This is a genomic window from Xanthomonas hortorum pv. cynarae (assembly GCF_002939985.1).
Classification (GTDB): domain Bacteria; phylum Pseudomonadota; class Gammaproteobacteria; order Xanthomonadales; family Xanthomonadaceae; genus Xanthomonas; species Xanthomonas hortorum_D.
In genome coordinates this window covers 89,704-110,747 of record NZ_MDFM01000016.1, presented here as the reverse complement: position 1 = coordinate 110,747, position 21,044 = coordinate 89,704, and the positions used below count along the sequence as shown (strand labels likewise).

Below are 21,044 nucleotides of genomic sequence, written 5' to 3'. Positions count from 1 at the left end.
TCGTGGAAGCAGTAATACGGCACGCCGAGCTTGGTGAAGAATTCGAACGCGGCATCGGCCTTGGCTTCGGCACGATTGAGTGCGGTAGCGCCCACATCCCACGGATACGCACGCGTGCCCGGGCCGAACGGATCGGCGCCGTTGCCGCAGAAGCTGTGCCAGTAGGCCACCGCAAAGCGTAGATGCTCGGCCATGGTCTTGTCGCCGATCTGCTTGTTGGCGTCGTAGACCTTGAACGCCAGCGGGTTGTCAGAATCGCGGCCTTCGAAGCCGATCTTGCCGATGCCGGGGAAATATTCTTTCGCGCCGATGTAGACGGTGTTGCTCATGGGGTGAGATGTCCTTGCTGCTGGGGGAGTTGTAAAGGGTGTTGTCGATCAGCCGGCGTAGAGCGGGCTGACGACCTGCAGGTGCTTGAGGAAGTTCTGGTAATGCTGCTGATACTGGGCCACGCGCTGCGGATCCGGGCGCGCCGATAGCGCCTCGTCGGTCTGCAGATGCTCCAGCACCACATCCGACAAGGCGTCTGCGCCGCCGTCGTCGCGATCGCACGCCCACAGGGCCTGCAATGCAGCGCCGAATGCGGCCCCTTCGGGCTGGGTCGGCACCACGACCTGCAGATTGAAAATGTCGGCCACCATCTGCCGCCACTGCGCGCTCTTGCTGCCGCCGCCGGTGAGCAGGATGGTGTCGAACTGCAGACCCGCGGCAACGAAGGCATCGAAGCCGTTGCGCAGGCTGTAGGTCGCCCCTTCCATCGCGGCGCGATAGAAATGTGCCGGCGTGGTGTTGTGCAGCTCCATGCCGAACAGGCAGCCGCGTGCGGACGGCAGATTCGGGGTGCGCTCGCCGTTGAAGAACGGCAGCAACACCAGACCATCGGCGCCCGGTGTGGTGCTGGCGATCAGCGCCTCGGTCTGCTCGCGGGTGATGGAGAACATCTGCATCACCGCCTCGGTGGCGACGGTGCAGTTCATCGTGCAGATCAGCGGCAACCAACCGCCACTGGACGAGCAGAACGCGGCCCAGCGTGCGTCGTCGTCCACCACCGGGTGATCGGCATACGCGAACAAGGTGCCGGAAGTGCCCAGGCTCATGGTCAGGCGACCCGGCACCACGTTGCCGGTGCCGATCGCGGCCATCATGTTGTCGCCGCCACCGGTGGTGACACGTACACCGGCCGGCAGATTCAGCGCCTCTGCAGCTGCGTCGGACAACGCATACACCGCGCCGGTTTCCACCAGCGGCGGCAATGCAGCGCGCAGATCGCGCTGTGCATCCATCGCGCCGAGCATGCGCTCGGACCACTGGCGGGTGCGCACATCCAGCCAGCCGGTGCCGGAGGCATCGCCGACTTCGGTGAAGCGCTCACCGGTGAGCCAGAAGTTCACGTAATCGTGCGGCAGCATCACCGTGGTCATCGCGGCGTACGCCTCGGGGCGATGCTTGCGCGTCCACGGCAACTTGGAGGCGGTGTAACCGGCCATGATCGGATTGCCGGCGGTGGCCACACTGCCGGCCACGCCGCCCACCGCGTCCATGATCTCGTCGCATTCCCGCGCGGTGCTGGTGTCGCACCACAGCTTCACCGGTGCGGTGACGCTGCCATCGGCAGCCACCGGCACAAAGCCGTGCTGCTGGCCGGAGACGGAGATACCGCGCACCTGCGCACGCAGCTCTCCATCGAGCTGTGCGAAGCAATGCACGATGCCGTCGATCCACCACTGCGCCTGTTGCTCGCGGGTGCCGTCGTCGCGGCTGATCAGCTCCATGGGCGCGGCGATGGTGGCCACCACGGCGCGCTCTTGCGGATCGTAGGCCACCAGCTTGACGCTCTGCGTGCCCACATCCAGTCCTATGTACAAGCTCATTGCGTCACCAATCGGTTGTTGTTGAGGCCGACCTGCTGGGTGCGACCGGCGCCCAGTTCCAGGTCCAGGGTCTGCCCTGCGTAAGACAGTTGATAGCGCCCGCCACGGTCGCTGTGTACGCGTGCCTGCTGCAGGCGACCGCCGTCCCATTCCAGGTCCACGCTGGCACCGCCGCGGATGCGCAAGCCGCGCACACTGCCGCGCGGCCAGGCACTGGGCAATGCGGGCAGCAAGAACACGCTGCCACCCCAACTTTGTAAAAGCATCTCGGTGATGCCGGCGGTGCCGCCGAAGTTGCCATCGATCTGGAATGGCGGATGCGCGTCGAACAGATTCGGGTAGGTGCGCTCGGGCGAAATCAGCAATTGCAGGATGCGATACGCATGCTCTCCATCGGTCAGACGTGCCCATAGATTCAGGCGCCAGCCGATGCCCCAGCCGGTGGTGTTGTCGCCTCGTGTTTCCAGCGTGCGCTTGGCTGCAGCGGCAAGCTCGGGCGTGTCGCGCAGATTGATCTGGCTGGAGGGATGCAGGGCGTACAGATGCGAGACGTGGCGGTGATGGATCTCCGGCGCCTGCATATCCCAGTCCTGCTGCCATTCCTGCAGCTGCCCCGCCTTGCCGATACGGTTGGGCGGCAATTGCTCGCGCAGCGTGCTCAGGTGTTGTGCGAAGGCATCGTCGACCTTGAGCAGCTTGCTCATGGCGATGCATTGCGCGAACAGATCGCGCAGCAGTTGCGCGTCCATGGTGGGGCCGGCACACAGCGCAGCATTGAACGGATGCTGGTTTTCCGGCGAGATCGAGGGATTGGTCACCATCGCGCCGGTCTGCGGGTCCTTGACCAACGTGGCGACGAAAAACTCCGCCGCGCCCTTGAACAAGGGATAGATCTTGCCCAGGTAGGCACGGTCGCGGCCGTAATCCCAGCGGTCCCACAGCTGTTGCAGCAGCCACACGCCGCCCATCGGCCACAGGCTCCACTTGGCGCCATCGATCGGCCCGGCCTGGCGCCACAGGTCGGTGTTGTTGTGCACCACCCAACCGGGCGCGTCGTACATCGCGCGTGCGGTGTGCGCCCCGGTTTTGGCCAGATCGAACAACATGGATTCCAGCGGTTCGACGCATTCGTGCAGCGCGTTGGCCTCGCTGGGCCAGTAGTTCATCTCGGTGTTGATGTTGATGGTGTACTTGCTTTCCCACGGCGGCTGCATCAGGTCGTTCCAGATGCCCTGCAGATTGGCCGGCTGCGAACCGGGCCGCGAGCTGCAGATCAACAGGTACCGGCCGAACTGGTGATACAACGCCGCCAGTGCCGGGTCGTTGCCCTTGGCAAACGCCTGCACGCGTTCGTCGGTGGGCAGCTTCGCCGCTTCGCTGGTGCCGAGGTCGATCGCCACGCGCCGGAACAGCCGCTGATGATCGGCCAGATGCGCACGCAGCAATGCGGTGTAGTCCAGCTTGCCTGCTTTTTTCAAGCTTGCTGCGGTCAGCGCGAGCGGATCGCCATCGACGGCATCAAAGCGTTGGTAGCTGGTGGCGGCAGTGAGCAGCAGCACCACTTCATCGGCGCCCTCGATGCGCAAGCGGTCACGCAGATCGCTGACCGTGCCGCCCTTGATCTGCGGCAACACGCGCAACGCAAAGCGCAGCTTGCCGTCGATGCCGGCGAAGCTGCCGTTGCGACCGCTGAACAGCAGGCCGCCCTGCTCCACCGTGACCTCGCCGGTCTGCGGGCTGTCGATGCCCACGCGCAAGGAAATCGCACGGGGGCGATCGCACGACAGGCGCACCACGATGCACTGCGATTGCGCCGACACGAACACTTCGCGCTTGTGCACAGCGCCGCCGGAACGGAAGGTGGTGGTGACCACGCCGGTATCCAGATCGAGCTGACGGCGATACTCGCTGATGCCGTCGGCACGGTCGAAATCCAGCAGCAGATCGCCCAGCGGTTGATACGGCATCTGCTTGAGCGGACGCGAGAGCATTTTGGCGTCGGCCAGTGCTTCGGCTTCGGCATAGCGCCCGGCAAAAATCAGCGCGCGCACCTGCGGCAAGGCCGCCAGCGCGTCGGGGCTGGTGGCATCGTACGGGCCGCCTGCGTACAGCGTGTCTTCGTTGAGTTGCAGGCGCTCGTGGGCAATGCCGCCCCACACCATCGCGCCCAACCGGCCGTTGCCGACCGGCAAGGCCTGTACCCATTCGTTGGCCGGTTCGCGATACCACAGCTGCAAGGCATCGCCCGCAGCGGCGGCAGGCAGCGATTGCTCGCCGGCTGCTTTCGTCGGCGCAGCCACAGCGGACGCCGCCGGCGCAGCACCCAGCACCGCGAGTGCGGCACCGGTTGCCTTGCAGACTTCCCTGCGGGTCAGCACGTGCACCACCGTGCTGCATGACCGGACCTGCACGCCCGAGCCTCGCGGCGATCCGGCATCTGCGCACTCACTGACTGACAACGACCTGCGATCATCGACGACGCGCTTTGCCGGACGCAATCTTGCGCTGCAACACGCTGACCGGCTTGCCGTCGTACTGGATGCTGGCGTCGGTCTTGGGCTCGAGCGCACCGGTATCCTCGCGCGGGCCATCGACGAAGCGCACATTGATGGTGCGTTTGGCCTGCATGCCGGTCCAGCTGCCTTCGCGCTTGCCGATGCTCAGCTCGCCCTTGGCCTGGTTCCAGCTCAGCGGAATGCGGCTGAACTCGCCCTTCTCGTAGCCGTAGCCCTTGCCGTCGTCCTCATACAGCGAGAACTGGCCGTCGGCGCCGGTGTAGACCACCACAGTGAGCGGTGCATCCGGCGTCTGGTCTACGTATTCCTGCACCGGGCCGGTCGGCACGATGGAACCGGCGCGCACGAACAACGGCATGCGCTCGATCGGCGCGGCCGCTTCGATGCTCTGGCCACCTTCGTAGCGCTTGCCGGTGGAAAAATCCAGCCAGCTGCTGCCGGCCGGCAGATACACCTGACGTGAGGTGGCGCCGAAGCGGGTCACCGGAGCGACCAGGAACGCCGGCCCAAACAGGTACTGGTCGTTGATGTCGCGAACCTTGGGGTCGTTCGGGAAGTCCATCATCATGCCGCGCATGATCACGCCGTCGCGCTGATAGGTGTCGCCGGCCAGGCTGTAGATGTACGGCAGCAACGCGTAACGCAGGCGGTTGTAGTAGGCCATGCTGTCGTAGAACGGCGTGCCTTCCGGGGCGATGTTCCAGATTTCGCGGTACGGGAACTGGCCGTGCGAGCGGAAGATCGGCACGAACGCACCGAACTGGAACCAGCGCGTGTTGAGCTCGCGCCACTCAGGCAGATGCGCCGGGTCCTGGTTTTCGTAGCGCTTCTCCACCGCAAAACCGCCGATGTCGAAGGTCCAGTTGGGCAGGCCCGACAGCGCCATGTTGACGCCCGCGGAAATCTGGTCGTGCATGTCGTCCCAGCGCGAGACGATGTCGCCGCTCCACACCGCCACCGCATTGCGCTGGGTGCCGGCATAGCCCTTGCGCGACAGGATGAACACGCGCTTGTCGTCGGCCGCACGGTCGCCTACGTACACGCCGTGGGTGTGCGGCAACGGATACGAATTGAAGAACTCGGTGGACGGGCCCAACGCGGTCGGCGTGGTGCGTGCCTTGCGTTCGCCGATGTCCAGGTTGGAATGCACGTCCGGCTCGTCGGCGTCCATCCACCATGCATCGAAGCCCTTGCTGTTGAGCTTCTCGTTGACCTGACGCCAGTAGATCGCCTGCGCCTTTTCCGAATACGGGTCGTAGAACGAGTTCTTGTAGCCCTTGGCGATCCAGTCCAGCTCACCCACTTCGACATTGCGCTTGTACATGAAACCGGCGGCGTCCAGTTCCTTGTAGTTGGCGGTGGTGGGATAGAACTTGGGCCAGATCGAAATCATGATCTGCGCGTGCATGTCGTGCACGGACTTGACCATGCCATCCGGATCCGGGAAGTGCTGTGGATCGAAATCGTGCGAACCCCAGGCGTTTTCCGGCCAGTACGACCAATCCAGCACGATGTTGTCCAGCGACAGCTTGCGCTTGCGGTATTCGGCCAGCACGCCGACCAGCTCATCCTGGCTCTTGTAACGCTCGCGGCTCTGCCAGAAGCCATAGGCCCACTTGGGCAGCATCACCGACTTGCCGGTGAGTTCGCGATAGCCGGCAATCGCCTGATCGTAGGAATCGGCGGAGACGAAGTAGTAGTCGATCATCTGCCCGGCTTCGGACCACAGCGACAAGTCCTTGGCTTCGGTGGCCGGCAGCGGGTCGCGGTGCAGCAGCGCGATGTAGCTGGGGTCGATCAGGTCCCACTCGATCTTGACGGTGTGGCGCGTGCCTGGCTCCAGCGCGAGCTTGAACTCGTGATTCCACGGGTTCCAGTTCTGGCGCCAGCGATCGATGATCAGCTTGCCGTCCACGTACAACTTGGCGTATTCGCTCGAATACAGCGAGAAGGTGTGCTCGCCACCGGTGAGCGCTTCGATCTCGCCCTCCCAGGTGACCTGCATGCGGCTGTCCTTGTCCTTGGTCGTTGCCTTCTTCGGATACTTGGTCAGGTCGCTGAGGTACTGGTAGTTCACCTCGCTCTCGCGACGCTCGACAATCTGCTTGCCGTTGATCGCATAGCGCGCGGTCAATGCGCCGGCCTTGCCCTTGGCGTCGTACAGCTTGAGCGTCTTGGGCAGCGGCTGCAGGCCGCGCGGGTCGCCCAGGCGGCTGATCGAGTTGTTGTCCCACAGCAGGCCGTAGTTGCGGCTGGACACCAGATACGGCACCGCCATATCGATATTGTTCTGCTGCAACTCGACGTTGCGGCCCTTCTGATTCATCCAGCCCTGTTGATGCTGGCCAAAGCCGTACAAGGCTTCGTCATCGGGCGACTGGAAGCGCTGACGCACGCTCAGGTACTGCTTGCCTTCGACCTTGAGCGGGGCAAAGCTACGCCCGCCGGCCACTTCCGACAGCACCGGCTTGCCGTTGGCATCGGCGAAGCTGACATGGCCATCGACGGTGGACACCGTGGCGGTGACCTTGCCGGTCTTCAGCTGCACGCTGTCGCCCTGCTCTGCGAGCTGGAACTTGCTGTCGCCCTGCACCGGCACGCGCATCAGGCTGGGCGTGCGCGCGAAGTCGCCATCCGGATCGGCACTGACGCGGATGATGCCGGCATCCACCACCTGCAGACGCACCGGTGCGGCGCCCTTGGCGCTCGGCACCACGGTGACGCCATCGGCGGCCTTGCGCACTTCCTGCGCATGCGCGGCATTGGCCAGCAGGGCCAGCGACAACGCCAGGCAGTGCGCGAGCGGTGTACGTCGGGTGGCAGGCGCATGGCCGGCGGAACGGTTGGTGGTTTGCATGTTCACTCCCTTGGAATTACGAAGCGGTGCCGCGGGGGCGGCAGCGCATGGGTTCATTGAATTCAACGTGGCTGACAGCGCGCTGCGCAGTTATCGGGCTGCGCGGCAACGCTGATAACCGCGTTTATTTGTAAGTCGCCAGCTTGATCTTCAGCAGCTGCGGCGCACTGGAAAAATTGACGCCGTAATCGGTCTGGTCGCCGTTCCAGTTGCGCTCGAACTTCCAGTCGCTACCGTCGTACACGCCTTCCTCGACGCGGTCGTAGAGCATGTTGGCGGTCGCCTCGCTGGCCGGATGCAGGGTCACGCGCACGTGGTAACCGGTGACCAGGAATTCGTCCGGGCCGAGCTCGGCGATCAAGGCCGCGCCAATCGGCTCAGGGTTGCCCGGCGGCTCGCCCTTGAACCAGAACTGCGGCACGCCATAGGTGATGGTGGCGCTCCAGCGCTCGTTGAGCTTGAGCTCCTGCACGGCCTGGCCGGGTTCTTCTGCGGTGCCGTGGAGTTTGCCTTCGGAGGCGGCCTTGGCGAACGGACGCATGCCGCGTTTGACCAGATCGAAACCCAGCGCGAACGGCGCCAGCGTTTCTTCGTTGACGTGCTTGGCGCCCAACGGATAGTTGGAATAACGCGTGTAGTCCATGCCGAACGCCGACCAGCCGATGCCGTCGTGGCCCAGTGTGGGGAACAGATAACGCGCGTACTCGGGGCGGTTGCCGGTTTCGGCAACGAACAAGGCGTTATCCGGACGTGCGTAGCGCTCCAACACCGTGGTGTACATGCGGTATTCGGGCATGTAGATGTCCGGCGCCAGCAGGTCGATATGCGGACCGGCGGCCTTCCACACATCCAGCACGTTATCGGTGGGACCACCGCTGGCGTATTGACCGGGCTGGCCGGGATTGAACGGGCCACGCAGTGCGGCGTTGACGTACATCGGCAGCGGGTACTCAGCCTTGCCGGCTTCGGCCACTTGATCAATGTAGCGACCGATCGACCAGGCATGGAAGATCTCGTCGGCATCGGCACTGAACACCTGCGCCCAGCTGCCCGGCTGCTTGTTCAAACGCTTGAGCAGTTCGTCCGGCACCGGGCCGTCGAACAGCTTCTGCGCCATCGGCGAGAAGTCGCGCACGCTGCCGTAGGTGCCCGGCTCGTTTTCCGGCTGGATCATGATTACGGTGTGCTGCGGATCGACCTGCTTCAAATGCTGCATGAAGGCAACAAAGGCCTTGCGGTCTGCATCCAGCGTGGCCTGCGCATGCGGCGACAGCGACCCGATCGCCTTGCCCTCGCGCGTCACCACGCGCGGGAAGCGCTGGTTGTCGGTCTTGACCCAATGCGGCGCGTACGCCGGGCCGTTGTTCTTCCAGGTCGCAAACCACAGCAGCACCAGCCGCACCTTGTGCTCGCGCGCCTGGTTGAGCAGCGTGTCGACGAAGGAAAAATCGAACTTGCCTTCTTCCGGCTCAACCTGCTCCCAGGCGATCGGCACCTGCACGGTGTTGGGGCCCAGCACCTGCATCGCAGGCCACACCTTGTCCATCACCCCGGGATAGTTGCTGGAGTTGTTGACCTGCGCGCCCAGGATCAGGAACGGCGCACCATCGACCATCAACGCATGCTTGCCGTCCTTGCTGACGAACTGCGGCATTGGCGTTTGTGCAGCTGGTGCCGCTGCGGTGGCAGGCGCGGTGGCTGCGGTGCCGGCAGCCGGTGCGACCGCGGCAGGTTTGGCCTTGTCCTGCTCACCGGATTGGCACGCAGCCAAGGCCAGCGCCAGCGCGGACAGCAGCAGCGGACGCAGGCAACGGCGTGCAGTGGAAGGAGCGATCGCACGCGTAACGGGGGAATGCATGGACATAAGACTCCGTGTCACCAGGTATCGGTGCGGAAGGGGGAAACGGGAAGGTGTTCGCGATTGACCAGGTTGGCGTCATCCGGGTTTTCGCTCCAGCCGTAGCGCACGGCGACCGGTGCAGACACCGCATCGCTGCGTACGATCACGCGATCGCCATCGAGTTGCGCGGTGGCTGGATGGAACTGCTTGTCGGCACCGGCGACACGGAAGCCTTGCACTTGGCCACCGCCACGCACCTGCAACGCACTGCCTTGCAGATCGAAACTCAGCACCGCCTGGCCATCGGCGAAGCTCGCGCGCTTGAACACCGGCGCGCTGTACACCAGCGTTTCGCCATAAGCCACATGCCGCGCCGCAAGCGCCAGACGATGGCCGACATCGCGCTTGTTGGTGGGATGGATATCGGTGGGGTTGCCGATATCGATGATCACCGCCTGCCCGGTCGCCGGCAGCGCCAGCGTCTTGGATTGCGACTCGCGCAACAGCGCCCACGGGCTCAGTTCGCCCTTGTCGCCACCGGCCTTGAAGTTGGCCAGCTGCACCCATAGAAACGGCAGCTGTTTCGCACCGCGTTCGGCGCGCCATTGCTGGATCATCGCCGCGAACTGCTCGCGATATTTCACCGCACCGGTGTCGCTGGCATTGGTTTCGCCCTGATACCAGATCACGCCCTTGACCGGGAACGGCTGCAGCGGATGGATCATCTGGTTGTACAGCAGCGTGGGCAGCTGATTCTTGTTGTCGGCCAGCGACACGCGCACGGCCGCAGGGCGGAATTTCCAGCCGCTCAAGGCGCGCCTGGCACCGGCGGTGGTCTGCACAAAGCGCTGCTCGTCCGGACCATGCATGCCGCCGCCACCGCTGAGATCTTCCACCCGCACGGCGATGTGGTTGACGCCTGCATGCAGTGCAGAAGGCGGCACGGTGTAGACGCGCGGCAGGTTCCACTGCTTGGTGGTCTGGCCAACCTGGGCGCCGTTGACATAGGTGATATCGGAGTCATCGATCTGACCAACACCCAGCGCAATACCGGTCTTGGCCTCGGCAGCGCTCAGCGTGATTGTGGTGCGATACCAGGCGATACCATCCATGCCGTCATAGCCGCTGAGTTCCCATTGCTGGGTGGTCGGGATGCTGTCCCAGTCGCTGTCGTCAAACGTCGGTTCGCGCCACTGCAGCATGTCGCCGTCCACCTTGGGCCAGCGCGCGATGCGCTTGCCGGTGGCGGCCTGCGCGGTGGCATCGCGTTGCTTGATCGCTTCGATCGCGCCCTGATTCTGGTCGGCGTTCAACCCCAGCGAAGCCGCCTCCATCCACGCTTCGATCGCACTGCCACCCCAGGTGCTGTTGACGATGCCGATCGGCACGCCGGTGCTGGCACGCAGCTCCTTGGCGAAGAAATATCCCACTGCAGTGAACTCGCCGGCATTCTCCGGCGTCGCCGCTTTCCAGTCGCCGCCGGTCAGGCGCGCTTCCGGCTGCACCGACCACGACTTGGGCACCTTGAAGTGGCGCAATTGCGGGTCGTTGGCAGCAGCCACTGCCTGCGCACCATCGCTGGCCTGCGCCAAGGGCCACTCCATATTCGATTGACCACTGGCCAGCCACACATCGCCGACCAGCACATCCCGCACCTGCAACTCGCCTCCATCGCCCTGCACACTCAGCACATACGGGCCACCGGCCTTATGCGCGGGCAAATTCACCTTCCACTGCCCTTTCGCGTCGGCCTTGGCGGTGGTGCGTTTGCCGTCAAAGCTGACCGTGATGACGGCATTCGGCGATGCCCAGCCCCACACCGGCATCGGCTGGTCGCGCTGCAATACCGCGCCATCGGCAAACAACAATGGCAGGGTCGGTTGTGCCAACGCGGCGGGGCTGATCAGCGCCAGGCCCAACAGGCAGCCACGACGGATGAAAGAAGCGGTCATGCAGTGATCTCCAGAGTCGGCGCAGCCACTCGGCGCGCAACAAAGCGACAGCACGCGCCGCCGCATACAGTAAGACAGCACAATGACGCGCGCAGGTACGCAGCGCTCATCGTGGATCGCCGTAGAAAATGCCACGCCCACCAGTAGCGAAGTACACGCGCCCGGGGATGCGCGGATCGCCGGTCACGCTGTACGGCTTGCCGAAACGGTGCGCATCGTCGTTGATGCGCAACCAGTGCGTGCCTTCGTCGTCGGATCGGAATACACCGTCCACGCCATCCACACGGCCGGCCAGATACAGCGCCGGCGGTGCACCCTCGCGCAGCGCCTTGCCGATGCCCAACGAACGCGCCTGGTCCGGCGTGGACAAGGTCTGCAAACGACCGTCCTGCCAGCGCATCACGCCCAGCGTGGGGCTGGCCAGATACACCACACCCGCACGCCACGGATCGGGGCGCAGTTGCGGACGCGCACGCTCATCGCGTGCCGGGCTGCCAACCTGCGCACCGGTGTCGCGAAAGTTCGCTGCGCCATCGCGGCTCTCGAACAAGCGCCCGCTCGCGGTATCCACTGCATACCAGCGCCGCGCATCAACGCGATCGGCTACCGCCACCGCAGTGTCGGGCAGCCCCTGCACACGCTGCCATTGCTTGCCGAAATCGGCCGTGCGCCATACGCCACCTTTGTCGGGCGCCCACACAACCTGGGATGCGTCGGCGGAAATGGCGATGTTGCCGGCGCCCTGCCCCGCTGGCGGCTCGCTGGCAAACGCCGTCCACTGCGCGCCGCCATCGCGCGAGTAGAGCGCGCGAATTTCGTTGTTGCGGCGATCGCGCACGGTGCCGCTACGTACCACCCATTGCGCGGCCTGCCCGGCGGCATCGATGCTCTCGCCATTGGTCAGGCGTGGTCCGGCGTACTGCAATTGTGCGCGGTCCAGATCGTCATGCCGAAAGCCATCGATATCGCCCAGCGCGCTGAGCAGATGCGCGCCCTGCATCGGGCTGAGCAGATCCAGCGGCACGGTTTCTTCCAGCCCGCGATCCTGAAACCACCATTGCAATGGACGCTGCTGCCTGGCGAACTCCTGCAGATTGCGCGAGGCCCAGATGCCGTAGCCGGTGACGAACAGCGCGTGGTTACTGTCGAACGGATCGATCGCCAAGGCACCCATCCAGTGCGGCGTCGCCTGCGCGGTCCACGGCGCTGCGCTGTGATCGAACTGCGATGCGGCCAACAACGGCGTCCAGCTGCGACCGCCATCGACGCTGCGAAACAACTCGTCGCGCGGTGTGCGGCGGCGGAACGTACTGGCCAGCAGTACCTGCGGCTGTTGCGGATCCACCGCTACCGCGCCCCAGCCGAAACCATCGCCACTGGCAGGCTGCGCAATCGGGCTGATCTCGCTCCAACCCGCCTTCGAGCGCGCCTGCGCCGGGGTGTATTTCCATAGCGCGCCACCGGCCATCAGATCCGGACCGGGCTGGTCGCCGTAGCTCAGATACCAGTGCCCACCGCTGCCACCGGCCATGTGGCTGGGACGCAAGCCCTTGGGTTGCCCGGCCACGGCCGACCAGCTGCGACCTTCATCTTCGGACACATACAGACTGGTTTGCGCAGTGGACACACCGACATAGATGCGCGGCGTCGGCGCACCGGCGCGGCCGCTTGCCGGGTCGAAGACCACAAACGCGATGCCGACGGCCTGCTCGCGCCCGACATGATTGCGCGCAACGGCACCCGCCAATGCCTCGGCAGGAAACGCCTCCACACGCGCCCAATGCGCGCCGCGATCGGCGCTGCGCCACAGGCCCGCATCGCGCGACCCGAGCAACAGCACGCGGCCATCGTGCGGGTCCACCGCCAGGCGTTCGCCATTGGAACGCCCCAGCTGGTTGCCACCCAGTTTGAATGGCAACTCGGCACGCTCGAAGCTGTGACCGCGATCGAACGAACGCAGCACCGCCGCATTGCCGGCGCGCTCGTGCATATAGGTGCCCGCGGCCAGATACAGCGCCTTCGGGTCGGCAGGATCGACCGCGAAGGCGTCGATCCCCATCAGATTCCAGTCGTCGGCTCCCAACCAATCGGTCAGTGCGATCCACTGCTGCGCACGCGCATCCCAACGGTAGGCGCCACCGACATCGGTGCGCGCATACGCAAGATCGCGCTCTGCGGGATGAAACAGCACCCCGGTGACGAATCCGCCACCGCCAATGGCAACGCTGCGCCATTGGTAAGGCCCCTGCGCGCCGGACTCGGCGGCATGCAGCCCAAAGACAGACGCCAACAGCAGCAACACCCACAGACGGGCCTGCCACGATTGCGTACGAAGACGACGGCGCTCAGTAGGCGGATCGATCATGACGATCATTCCTCCGGCTCCCGTTGCGGTCGATGGTTGCCATCGACTGGAAAAACACCGGTCCAACGAGCTGCCTGCACAGCTCGCCGGACCGGAGACGCACTTCCTACGGCACGTTCTACAGGCTGGCCCGCAAGGTCAGGCCATACCGACGATCGTTGATCACGAAGTCGCGGTAGCGCGACTCGGAACCCAGATAGCTTTCGCGCCGGGTATCGAGCAGATTCACGCCATCGAGCGAAATCGACCACACATCATTGATGTTGAAACGCAGCGAGGCATCCAGCTGGCCGAAGCCCTTGTTGTAGACCGGCAGATTTTCAGTGCCGTTGCCTGCGGTGGTCACCAGCCAGTCGCTGCGCCAGTTGTAGGCCACACGGCCCTGGAAGCGCGCCGTTTCGTAGCTGAGGATCGCGTTGTAGCTGTTCTTGGACAACCCTTCCAGCGGCACGGTGAGTGCCTGGCCGTTGGTGTCGGTGGCAGTGGGGCTCGGCGCCTCGCTGTCGACATAGGTGTAGTTGGTCTGCAGGCCGAAGCCACTCAGCCAGCCCGGCAGGAAGTCGAAGAACTGCGTGTAGCCCAGTTCCGCACCGCGGATCTTGCCTGCATCGCCGTTGACCGGACGCGTGATCTGCCACACCTGACCGTCGTACACCTCGTTGAAGACGGCGTTGGCGATGAAGCCTTCGACCTTTTTGTAGAACACGGTGCCGTACATCATCGAACCCTGACCGAAGTACCACTCCAGCGCGGTATCGAACTGGTCGGCCTTGACCGGTTCCAGCTCCGGGTTACCGGCAGCGCCGGTGCGCGTTGCGGTGCCCGTGTTGGAGGTGCCGTTGCTCAAGGTCAGGTTGGGATTGAGACGATCGAAGGTCGGGCGCGAAATACCGCGCGAGGCCGCAAAACGCCACTGCAACGTATCGCTGAGCATCCAACGCAGATTCAGGCTCGGCAGCACGTCGGTGTAGGTCTGCTGCGCATCCACCGGAATCAGGCCACCGCCTTCGGCGTCGGTCGCGGTACGCACGCCGGTCGAGCCGACTTCGGTGCGCACCACGCGCACGCCGATGTTGCCGTCGAACGGAATCGAATCGCTGTCCACACCGAAGCGCAATACCCCGTAGGCCGCATAGGTCTTCTCGGTCTGCGCATTGATGTTGTTGGGCGAGAACACCAGCGGCGTACCGCCGAACGTCGCAAGCGTCTGTTCGTAGTTGGCAACTGCCGAATTGGCTGCCGTCAACGTGCGTCCAAAGGTGCTGCTTTCACCACGGAAAAAATCGGTGATTGGATTGGTCACCAGACCAATCGTCGGGAACTGGGAGAATGGAACCTTGTCCGCCGGGTTATCTATGCATGCATTAAGGCACATAAAACGATAGATGTTGCCCTTGGTCTCGGCATCGCGGTCGGTGTAGCGCACACCTGCCTTGAAGCTGCGCACGAAATCGCTGTCGAAGGCCAGATCCATATCGGCACGCCAGGCGAACTCGGTGCCCTTGTTGTCGTCCTTGTTGTCCAGGTGATAGCGCCAACCGTCGTAGTTGTTGGCATCGGCCAGATAGCCTTCTGCGCCGCTGGCATCGGTCACCGACAAGCGCGGCAAGTCGCCGCGGAAATCGACATTGAATTGCGGGCTGGTGGTCTGACCGGTAGACAGGATATAGCGCGTGCCGGTGGTGGTGGCATCGACATACTGGAAGTCCGTGCTCAGGGTCAGCTTTTCGTTGACCGTCCACTTGGCACCCAGCGAGTAATCGGTGGTCACCGAATGACGTTCGGTCAGGCTGGTGTTGGATTCGGTCGGCACATTCTGGAACGAGCCGTTGACGAACTCGTTGCGGTCGTTGACCTGGATGCCGGGCAAGCCTTGAATTGGCGTCTGCCCGGTCAGTGCGAAGAACGAGTAATCCTGCCAGCTGAAGTCGTATTCCGAACGCAGCACCTGCGTATAGACCTCGACCGAATCGTTCGGACGCCACTGCATCGCAAACGCGCCGGTTTTACGCTCGCGCTCGCCAACTGTGGTGTTGATGCCCGCGCCGCGTGGAACCGCAATACCCTGCCCCTCGTAACCGGGCAAATTGTCCTGCACCCACCACGGCTCGATCGAGATGGTGTCCTGACGGAACGGGCTCTTCTGCTGGGAATAGTTCACCAGCAGGCCGATCTCGCCGATTCCGGTCTGCCAGCGATCGCTGAACAGGCCCGAGAACGCCGGCTTGCCGTCGTCGGCCAGGTCGTAATAGTTGTACTGGACGCTGCCGGCGATCTTGCGGCCGTCATAGTCGAACGGCAGACGCGTGCGCAGGTCCACCGTGCCGCCCAGGCCACCTTCGATCATGTCGGCCGAGGGATTCTTGTAGACGTTGACGCCGCCGAGCAATTCGGCAGAGACGTCTTCGAAGCTCAGGCCACGGCCGTCGTTGGCGGTGAAGATGTCACGGCCATTGAGTTCGGTACGCACCTGGGTTAGACCGCGAATGGCGATCGAGCTGCCTTCGCCGTAGTTGCGCGTGATCTGGATACCGGAGATGCGCTGCAGCGCCTCGGCAACGTTGTTGTCGGGCAGCTTGCCGATATCTTCGGCAACGATCGAATCGACGATCTGCTCGGCGTTCTGCTTGACCAGCTGCGCCTTGGTGACGCTGCTGCGGGTGCCGGTGACCTGCACGGTGTCGAGCTGCTGGGTGGTCGGGTCCTGCGCTGGAGCGGCAGTGGTGGTCGCGTCCTGCGCATAGGCCTGCGCGCTCAGCAGCGTGGCCACACTGATGGCCATCACGGAGCGGCGGAAATCACGGATCGAACGCTGACCCACAGTCCGGCCTGCCGGAATGTGGCGATGTTGCACTGACATGGTGCTCCCTCCCAGGACGCATGTACTGCTAATTTTTAGCGGGTGGGTGCGCGAACGCCCTGCCCGTCGTTGTTGCTGGCCCGCATCCCCATACGGCGAAGGCCTAGACTGGTTGGATGCGTGGTAATCCCGATAAGGCTTACCTAGCGGCTGCGGCCGGAGCATAGGGCGCGGCCGTCATGCCACACCAATGAAATATTCCTGACGAACTATTCCAAAAAACCATAGCAACACGAAAAAACCCGGCAGGTCTGGAGGTTCATGGCCAGCCTGCCGAATTCAGCGAAACGGGCTCAACTCTGCGAACCGGCGCAGACCGAATCCGTGACCGACCTCGCTTACCAGTTCATGCGCAGCACCAGCGAGTAGCGCCGGTCGTTGACGAACGAAGAGCGCGTATACAACCGCGGGTCCACTGCGCCGTCCGCATAGGAGGTCGGCCCCATCAAGACCTTGGTCACCGTATTGGTCAGGTTATTGGCCTGCACGCCCAACTGCAGGTGGTCGTTGAAGCGATAGAAGAACGAGCCGTCCAGCTGACCATAGTCGTCGGCCCAGGTCGGCAGCTTGGTAGACGTATCACTGGTGGTCAGCAGATAGCGCGAGCGCCAGTTGTAGGCCAGGCGCAGCGACAGCGGGCCCTTCTCGTAAATGCCAGCCAGGTTGTAGCTGCGTCGCGACAATCCCTCCAACGGCAATTCAACGCCGCTTACGGTCGTTCTCAGGTACGGATCGGTCGCGGTGTTGGCACCGCCCTTGCTGTCGACGAAAGTGAAGTTGGCATTGACGCCGAACCCGCTGAGCCAGCCCGGCAACTGATCGAAGAACTGGGTGTAGCCCAGCTCGGCGCCGCGAATGGTGCCCTCGTCCATGTTGTAGGGGCGCGTGACCAACCATGCGCGGTTGTCGTAGATCTCGCTGCGGGTCTGGGTGGCGAAGTAATCCTTGACCTTCTTGTAGAACAGCGTGGCGTAGAGCATGTCGCTGGTGTCGAAGTACCACTCCAGCGCGGTGTCGAACTGGTTGGCCACCATCGGCTTGAGGTTCGGGTTGCCGGCGGTGCCGACGAAGTCGGTGGCCTGGCCGGCGTCGTTGGTCTCCACATTGAGCAACACGTATGGCTGCATCTGAGTGTAGTCAGGGCGCGCCATCGCCTTGGACGCGGCAAATCGCCACTGCAAGGTATCGGTGAAGCGCAGGCGCAGGTTCAGGCTGGGCAACACATTGGTGTAGCTACCCTGCGAGTTGTTCTCGAAGTACTGCCCGGTGTAGCGCGCCTGCAGTTCCGGCGACACATTGAGACCGGCCAGATTCTGGAACTGGCCGAAGCCTTCGGCCTGTGCCTTGGTCTGCACCACGCGGATGCCGATGTTGCCGTCCACCGGAACGCCCCAGGCCTCGTCGTTGCCGAAGTGCAGCGCCGCATACGCGGCCTGCGTACGTTCGAACTGGCGATTGGTGTCCTGCGGCTGGTACCGGTCCGGCGCCCAGCCAGAGCCGCGCAACGCCACGATCTGCTGGATCATCTGCGAGGCGGAGCCGTAATTGTTGACCAGACTGCTGTTGGGCACGACCAAGGTGGTCGGCACATTCACCCCGCCACGGAAGAAGTTGGAGAAGGTGAACAGCGACGACTGGTCGGTCATGAACTCCGACATATTCGCCAGGCCATTGCTGGTGCCTGGAATCGCTGCCCAGTTGTCGGAGATCACGCCCCAGTTGTAGCCGGAATTCTTGTTGATCTGGTTGCGGTCGGTGGCACGCATGCCGAAGCGTGCAAAGCGCAGCCAGCTGCTGTCATCGAAGGTGTATTCCAGATCCACGCGCGTGGACAGCTGCCGCCCGCGATTCTTGCCCAGGTGGTCCATCGCCGCCGCCCAGAAGTAATTGGACGGATCCTGGGTAAAGGCCGGGTTGGCGATCTGCACGCTGGGATACTTGCCCGACACGTCATAAGACAGCCCGGGCAGATAGGTCGCGCTGAACACGGTGAAATCCAGCTGCTCGTTCTCCGATTGCACCAACTGCATATCGCCCTTGATCTGCAGGTTGTCGTTGAAGAAATGGCTGAAGCCCACCGATATGTCGGTGGTGGTGGTGCGCTGTTCGGAATAGCGGTTGTCGGTATTGAAGCGCACGCCGTCGCCGGTGAGCACCCCGCGCCACGAGCTGGACACCGGCGAGCCCCGCAGAAACCCGCCACGATCGTCGTAGTCGAAGGTGGTGCCCGGCGCCGGGGTGATGCTGTTATTGCTGTCGTTGAAGAACGCCGCGCGCTCCTGCCAGTTCATCTCGTAGCGCGAACGCAGGAACTGCGCATAGATCTCGGTGGCATCGCTGGGCTTCCACTGGAAGGCGGCTGCAATGCCATCGCGCTTGCGCTCGAAATCCAGCTGACGCCAGTTCACCCCGCCCGGCACGAAGACCTCGCTGCGCCCGCTGCCCGCCAGCACGGCCTCATCGGTACGCCGCACATACGGTTCGACCTGGATGCCGTCCGAGCGCGTCGCCAGCTCCGAATGCGCAACGTCGATCATGAAGCCCATTTCGCCGATGCCGGTGTCCCAGCGATCGCTGAACAGGAACGAGGCCGACGGCTTGTACTGCTTGCTCATGTCACCGTAGTTGTAATCGACATTGCCGCCGACGATCCGGCCCGGATTGTCGAACGGCATGCGCGTGCGCAGGTTGACCGTGCCGCCCAGGCCGCCCTCGATGATTTCGGCCGAGGGATTCTTGTAGACGTCCACACCGGCCATCAGTTCGGCCGGCACGTCCTCGAAGCTCAGGCCGCGGCCGCTGGCGGCACTGAAGATGTCGCGCCCATTGAGTTCGCCGCGCACCTGGGTCAGGCCGCGGATCATCACCCCGCTGCCTTCGGCCGAGAAGTGATCGGGGTCGCTGCGCGCGGCAAAGTGATCGATGGTCACGCCGCTGACGCGCTGCAGGGTTTCGGTGACGCTGCGATCGGGCAAGGCGCCGATGTCTTCGGCGCTGACCGAATCCACGATCTGGCTGGCGTCGCGCTTGATTACCTGCGACTTGATCAGGCTGGCGCGCACACCGCGCACTTCCACCGCATCCAGATCCACGGCGTTGCCGCCGGCATTGGTGAGCGGAGCGTTCTGGGACGTCTGCGCCTGTTGTGCATAAACCGGCGCTGCGAGCAGCAACGCAATGCTGACGGCCATGGCGGAATGAGGCAAACGCAAGGTACGGCGAGCGCGCACGCCCGTACCTGCCGGTGCATGGCTTGAAAAGGTGTACATCCGAATCCCTCCCAGGACGCAAGACGACTGAAGACTGGTTGTCGCGGCACCGCAAGCGGGCCGCACGATCGTGTGGGATCCGCACGCAAGCGTGCTGGTCCACCCTCCCACTGCATGGCGGCTTGGCCGCCGATCACCTGCCCGACTTCACGTGCGCTTCAGCGTGCGATCTGGCTCACAGATATAGGCGCGTGATCTAGCGTCAACCAATGAAAAAATCACGAACCACTATTCCCTGGCGGAATAGAAATGGCAGAGCCCGCTTAGCCAAGGGATTCCGGACCGCGCAAAGCCAGATACAAACGGCGCGCGGTGGTGCGTAGCGCCTGCAAAATGCGCTCGGCACCCGGCGGCAGGATGTAATCGCGCCGGCGGATGATGCCGAACGACTCCATCCGCACCCCCAGTTCGATCGGCAGCACGGTCAGCAGCTTGGCCTGGATCAGCGCCGCCACCGATTCCACCGGCAAGGCGGTCAACATGTCGGTACCGCGCAGCAGCGTCGAGGTGACCGGCAAGGACGAGGTCTCGATCGCATTGGTCGGTGTCTGCACGCCGTGCTCCATGAACATCGAATCCAGCCGCGCGCGCAGCACGCTGTCGGCCGGCGGCAGGATCCAGCCATAGCGCACCAGATCGGCATGCTGCAGACCGGCGCGACTGGCCAGCGGGTGGCCGGCACGTGCGATCACCGAATGCGGCTCGTCGGCCAGCGGCTCGAACTCCAGCTCGCCCACGCCCTCCGGCCCCAGGATGCGGCCGATCACGATGTCCAGCTGGCCATCCAGCAACTTGGCCACCAAGGGGCGGCTGTAGTCCATTTCCACACGCACCAGGATGTCCGGGAACTCGCGTTTGACCTCGGCAATCGCCTGCGGCACCAGGTTGGTCCCCGGATTGACCACCGTACCGATCGAGGCCTGGCCCATGCGCCCGGCACGCAGTGCAGCGATCTCTTCCTGCGCCCGCCCGATCTCCGACATCGCCGCGCGCGCACGCCGGATCAGCACGTGGCCGTACCAGGTCGGCTCGACCCCGCGCGCATGCCGCTCGAACAACTTCACCCCCAGCATGTCCTCCATTTCCGCCAGGAGTTTGGAGGCCGCCGGCTGGGTCATGCTGGCAGCCTCGGCCGCACGCAGGACCGAGCGCTGTTCGTGCAAATGCAGCAGCAGCAACAGCTGGCGCGTCTTCAGCCGGGCTGCGTTGAACCAGGGAGTACCGGAATTTGCCATGGAGGTCGCCGCGAAGGTGTATTCGTAGGAGGAATAGAATATGCCGAAAATTTCATTTGCAGCACATATCTCCCCGCGCGAGGCTATCGAACGCCGCAGCAGGAGCCCCGACCTCCCGGGCGCGGCCAGAACAGACGTGACCCATCTTCCACAAGGTGGCAACACGCATGCCATGACTGCGGAGGTGGACGACGATGACGGCATCTTGCCAGCCCATTGCAGGCTGTTGGAGTGCGCACGCAATTGCTGCAATCGGCCCGTCATTGCGTCGCGGCGCCC

At 63.9% G+C, this 21,044-nt stretch carries 9 protein-coding genes and 1 pseudogene; all 10 read right to left on the bottom strand.

What is annotated here, in order from left to right:
• Positions 1–329 (bottom strand): annotated as a pseudogene (locus tag XcyCFBP4188_RS12870) (xylose isomerase); the annotation flags it as partial.
• Positions 330–377: 48 nt separating this feature from the next.
• Positions 378–1,871 carry a xylulokinase gene (gene xylB / locus XcyCFBP4188_RS12865; protein WP_104592258.1) on the bottom strand — a complete coding sequence of 498 codons (1,494 nt, stop codon included), beginning with the start codon at positions 1,869–1,871 and terminating at the stop codon, positions 378–380.
• The gene (locus tag XcyCFBP4188_RS12860) at positions 1,868–4,249 is read right to left on the bottom strand and encodes a glycoside hydrolase family 95 protein (RefSeq protein WP_043910839.1); all 2,382 of its coding nucleotides are present in this window, start codon (positions 4,247–4,249) and stop codon (positions 1,868–1,870) included. Before XcyCFBP4188_RS12860 ends, xylB begins: the two co-directional genes overlap by 4 nt.
• A 91-nt stretch (positions 4,250–4,340) precedes the next feature.
• Positions 4,341–7,244 (bottom strand): TIM-barrel domain-containing protein, encoded by a 2,904-nt coding sequence (locus XcyCFBP4188_RS12855; protein WP_104592256.1) that lies wholly within the window; start codon positions 7,242–7,244, stop codon positions 4,341–4,343.
• A gap of 124 nt (positions 7,245–7,368) precedes the next feature.
• Complete coding sequence (galD, locus tag XcyCFBP4188_RS12850; RefSeq protein WP_104592262.1) at positions 7,369–9,036, bottom strand: GH35 family beta-galactosidase GalD; 1,668 nt, start codon at positions 9,034–9,036, stop codon at positions 7,369–7,371.
• 83 nt (positions 9,037–9,119) lie between these two features.
• Complete coding sequence (locus XcyCFBP4188_RS12845; protein ID WP_006452724.1) at positions 9,120–11,036, bottom strand: sialate O-acetylesterase; 1,917 nt, start codon at positions 11,034–11,036, stop codon at positions 9,120–9,122.
• 106 nt (positions 11,037–11,142) lie between these two features.
• The gene (locus XcyCFBP4188_RS12840; protein ID WP_104592255.1) at positions 11,143–13,410 is read right to left on the bottom strand and encodes a WD40/YVTN/BNR-like repeat-containing protein; all 2,268 of its coding nucleotides are present in this window, start codon (positions 13,408–13,410) and stop codon (positions 11,143–11,145) included.
• 109 nt (positions 13,411–13,519) lie between these two features.
• A complete protein-coding gene (locus XcyCFBP4188_RS12835; RefSeq protein ID WP_104592254.1) occupies positions 13,520–16,261 on the bottom strand; it encodes a TonB-dependent receptor in 2,742 nt (913 codons plus the stop codon).
• A gap of 338 nt (positions 16,262–16,599) precedes the next feature.
• Positions 16,600–19,530: a TonB-dependent receptor gene (locus XcyCFBP4188_RS12830; RefSeq protein WP_043910828.1), complete on the bottom strand. Its 2,931-nt coding sequence runs from the start codon at positions 19,528–19,530 to the stop codon at positions 16,600–16,602.
• Between the two features lie 263 nt (positions 19,531–19,793).
• Complete coding sequence (locus XcyCFBP4188_RS12825; RefSeq protein ID WP_104592253.1) at positions 19,794–20,765, bottom strand: LysR family transcriptional regulator; 972 nt, start codon at positions 20,763–20,765, stop codon at positions 19,794–19,796.
• Positions 20,766–21,044: the final 279 nt, after the last annotated feature.

What these genes read in the sequence shown, in the direction of transcription:
- XcyCFBP4188_RS12845 (WP_006452724.1), bottom strand. Translation starts at nt 11,036, where the DNA reads ATGACCGCTTCTTTCATCCGTCGTGGCTGCCTGTTGGGCCTGGCGCTG.
- XcyCFBP4188_RS12835 (WP_104592254.1), bottom strand. Translation starts at nt 16,261, where the DNA reads ATGTCAGTGCAACATCGCCACATTCCGGCAGGCCGGACTGTGGGTCAG.
- XcyCFBP4188_RS12840 (WP_104592255.1), bottom strand. Translation starts at nt 13,410, where the DNA reads ATGATCGTCATGATCGATCCGCCTACTGAGCGCCGTCGTCTTCGTACG.
- XcyCFBP4188_RS12825 (WP_104592253.1), bottom strand. Translation starts at nt 20,765, where the DNA reads ATGGCAAATTCCGGTACTCCCTGGTTCAACGCAGCCCGGCTGAAGACG.
- xylB (WP_104592258.1), bottom strand. Translation starts at nt 1,871, where the DNA reads ATGAGCTTGTACATAGGACTGGATGTGGGCACGCAGAGCGTCAAGCTG.
- XcyCFBP4188_RS12855 (WP_104592256.1), bottom strand. Translation starts at nt 7,244, where the DNA reads ATGCAAACCACCAACCGTTCCGCCGGCCATGCGCCTGCCACCCGACGT.
- XcyCFBP4188_RS12830 (WP_043910828.1), bottom strand. Translation starts at nt 19,530, where the DNA reads ATGTACACCTTTTCAAGCCATGCACCGGCAGGTACGGGCGTGCGCGCT.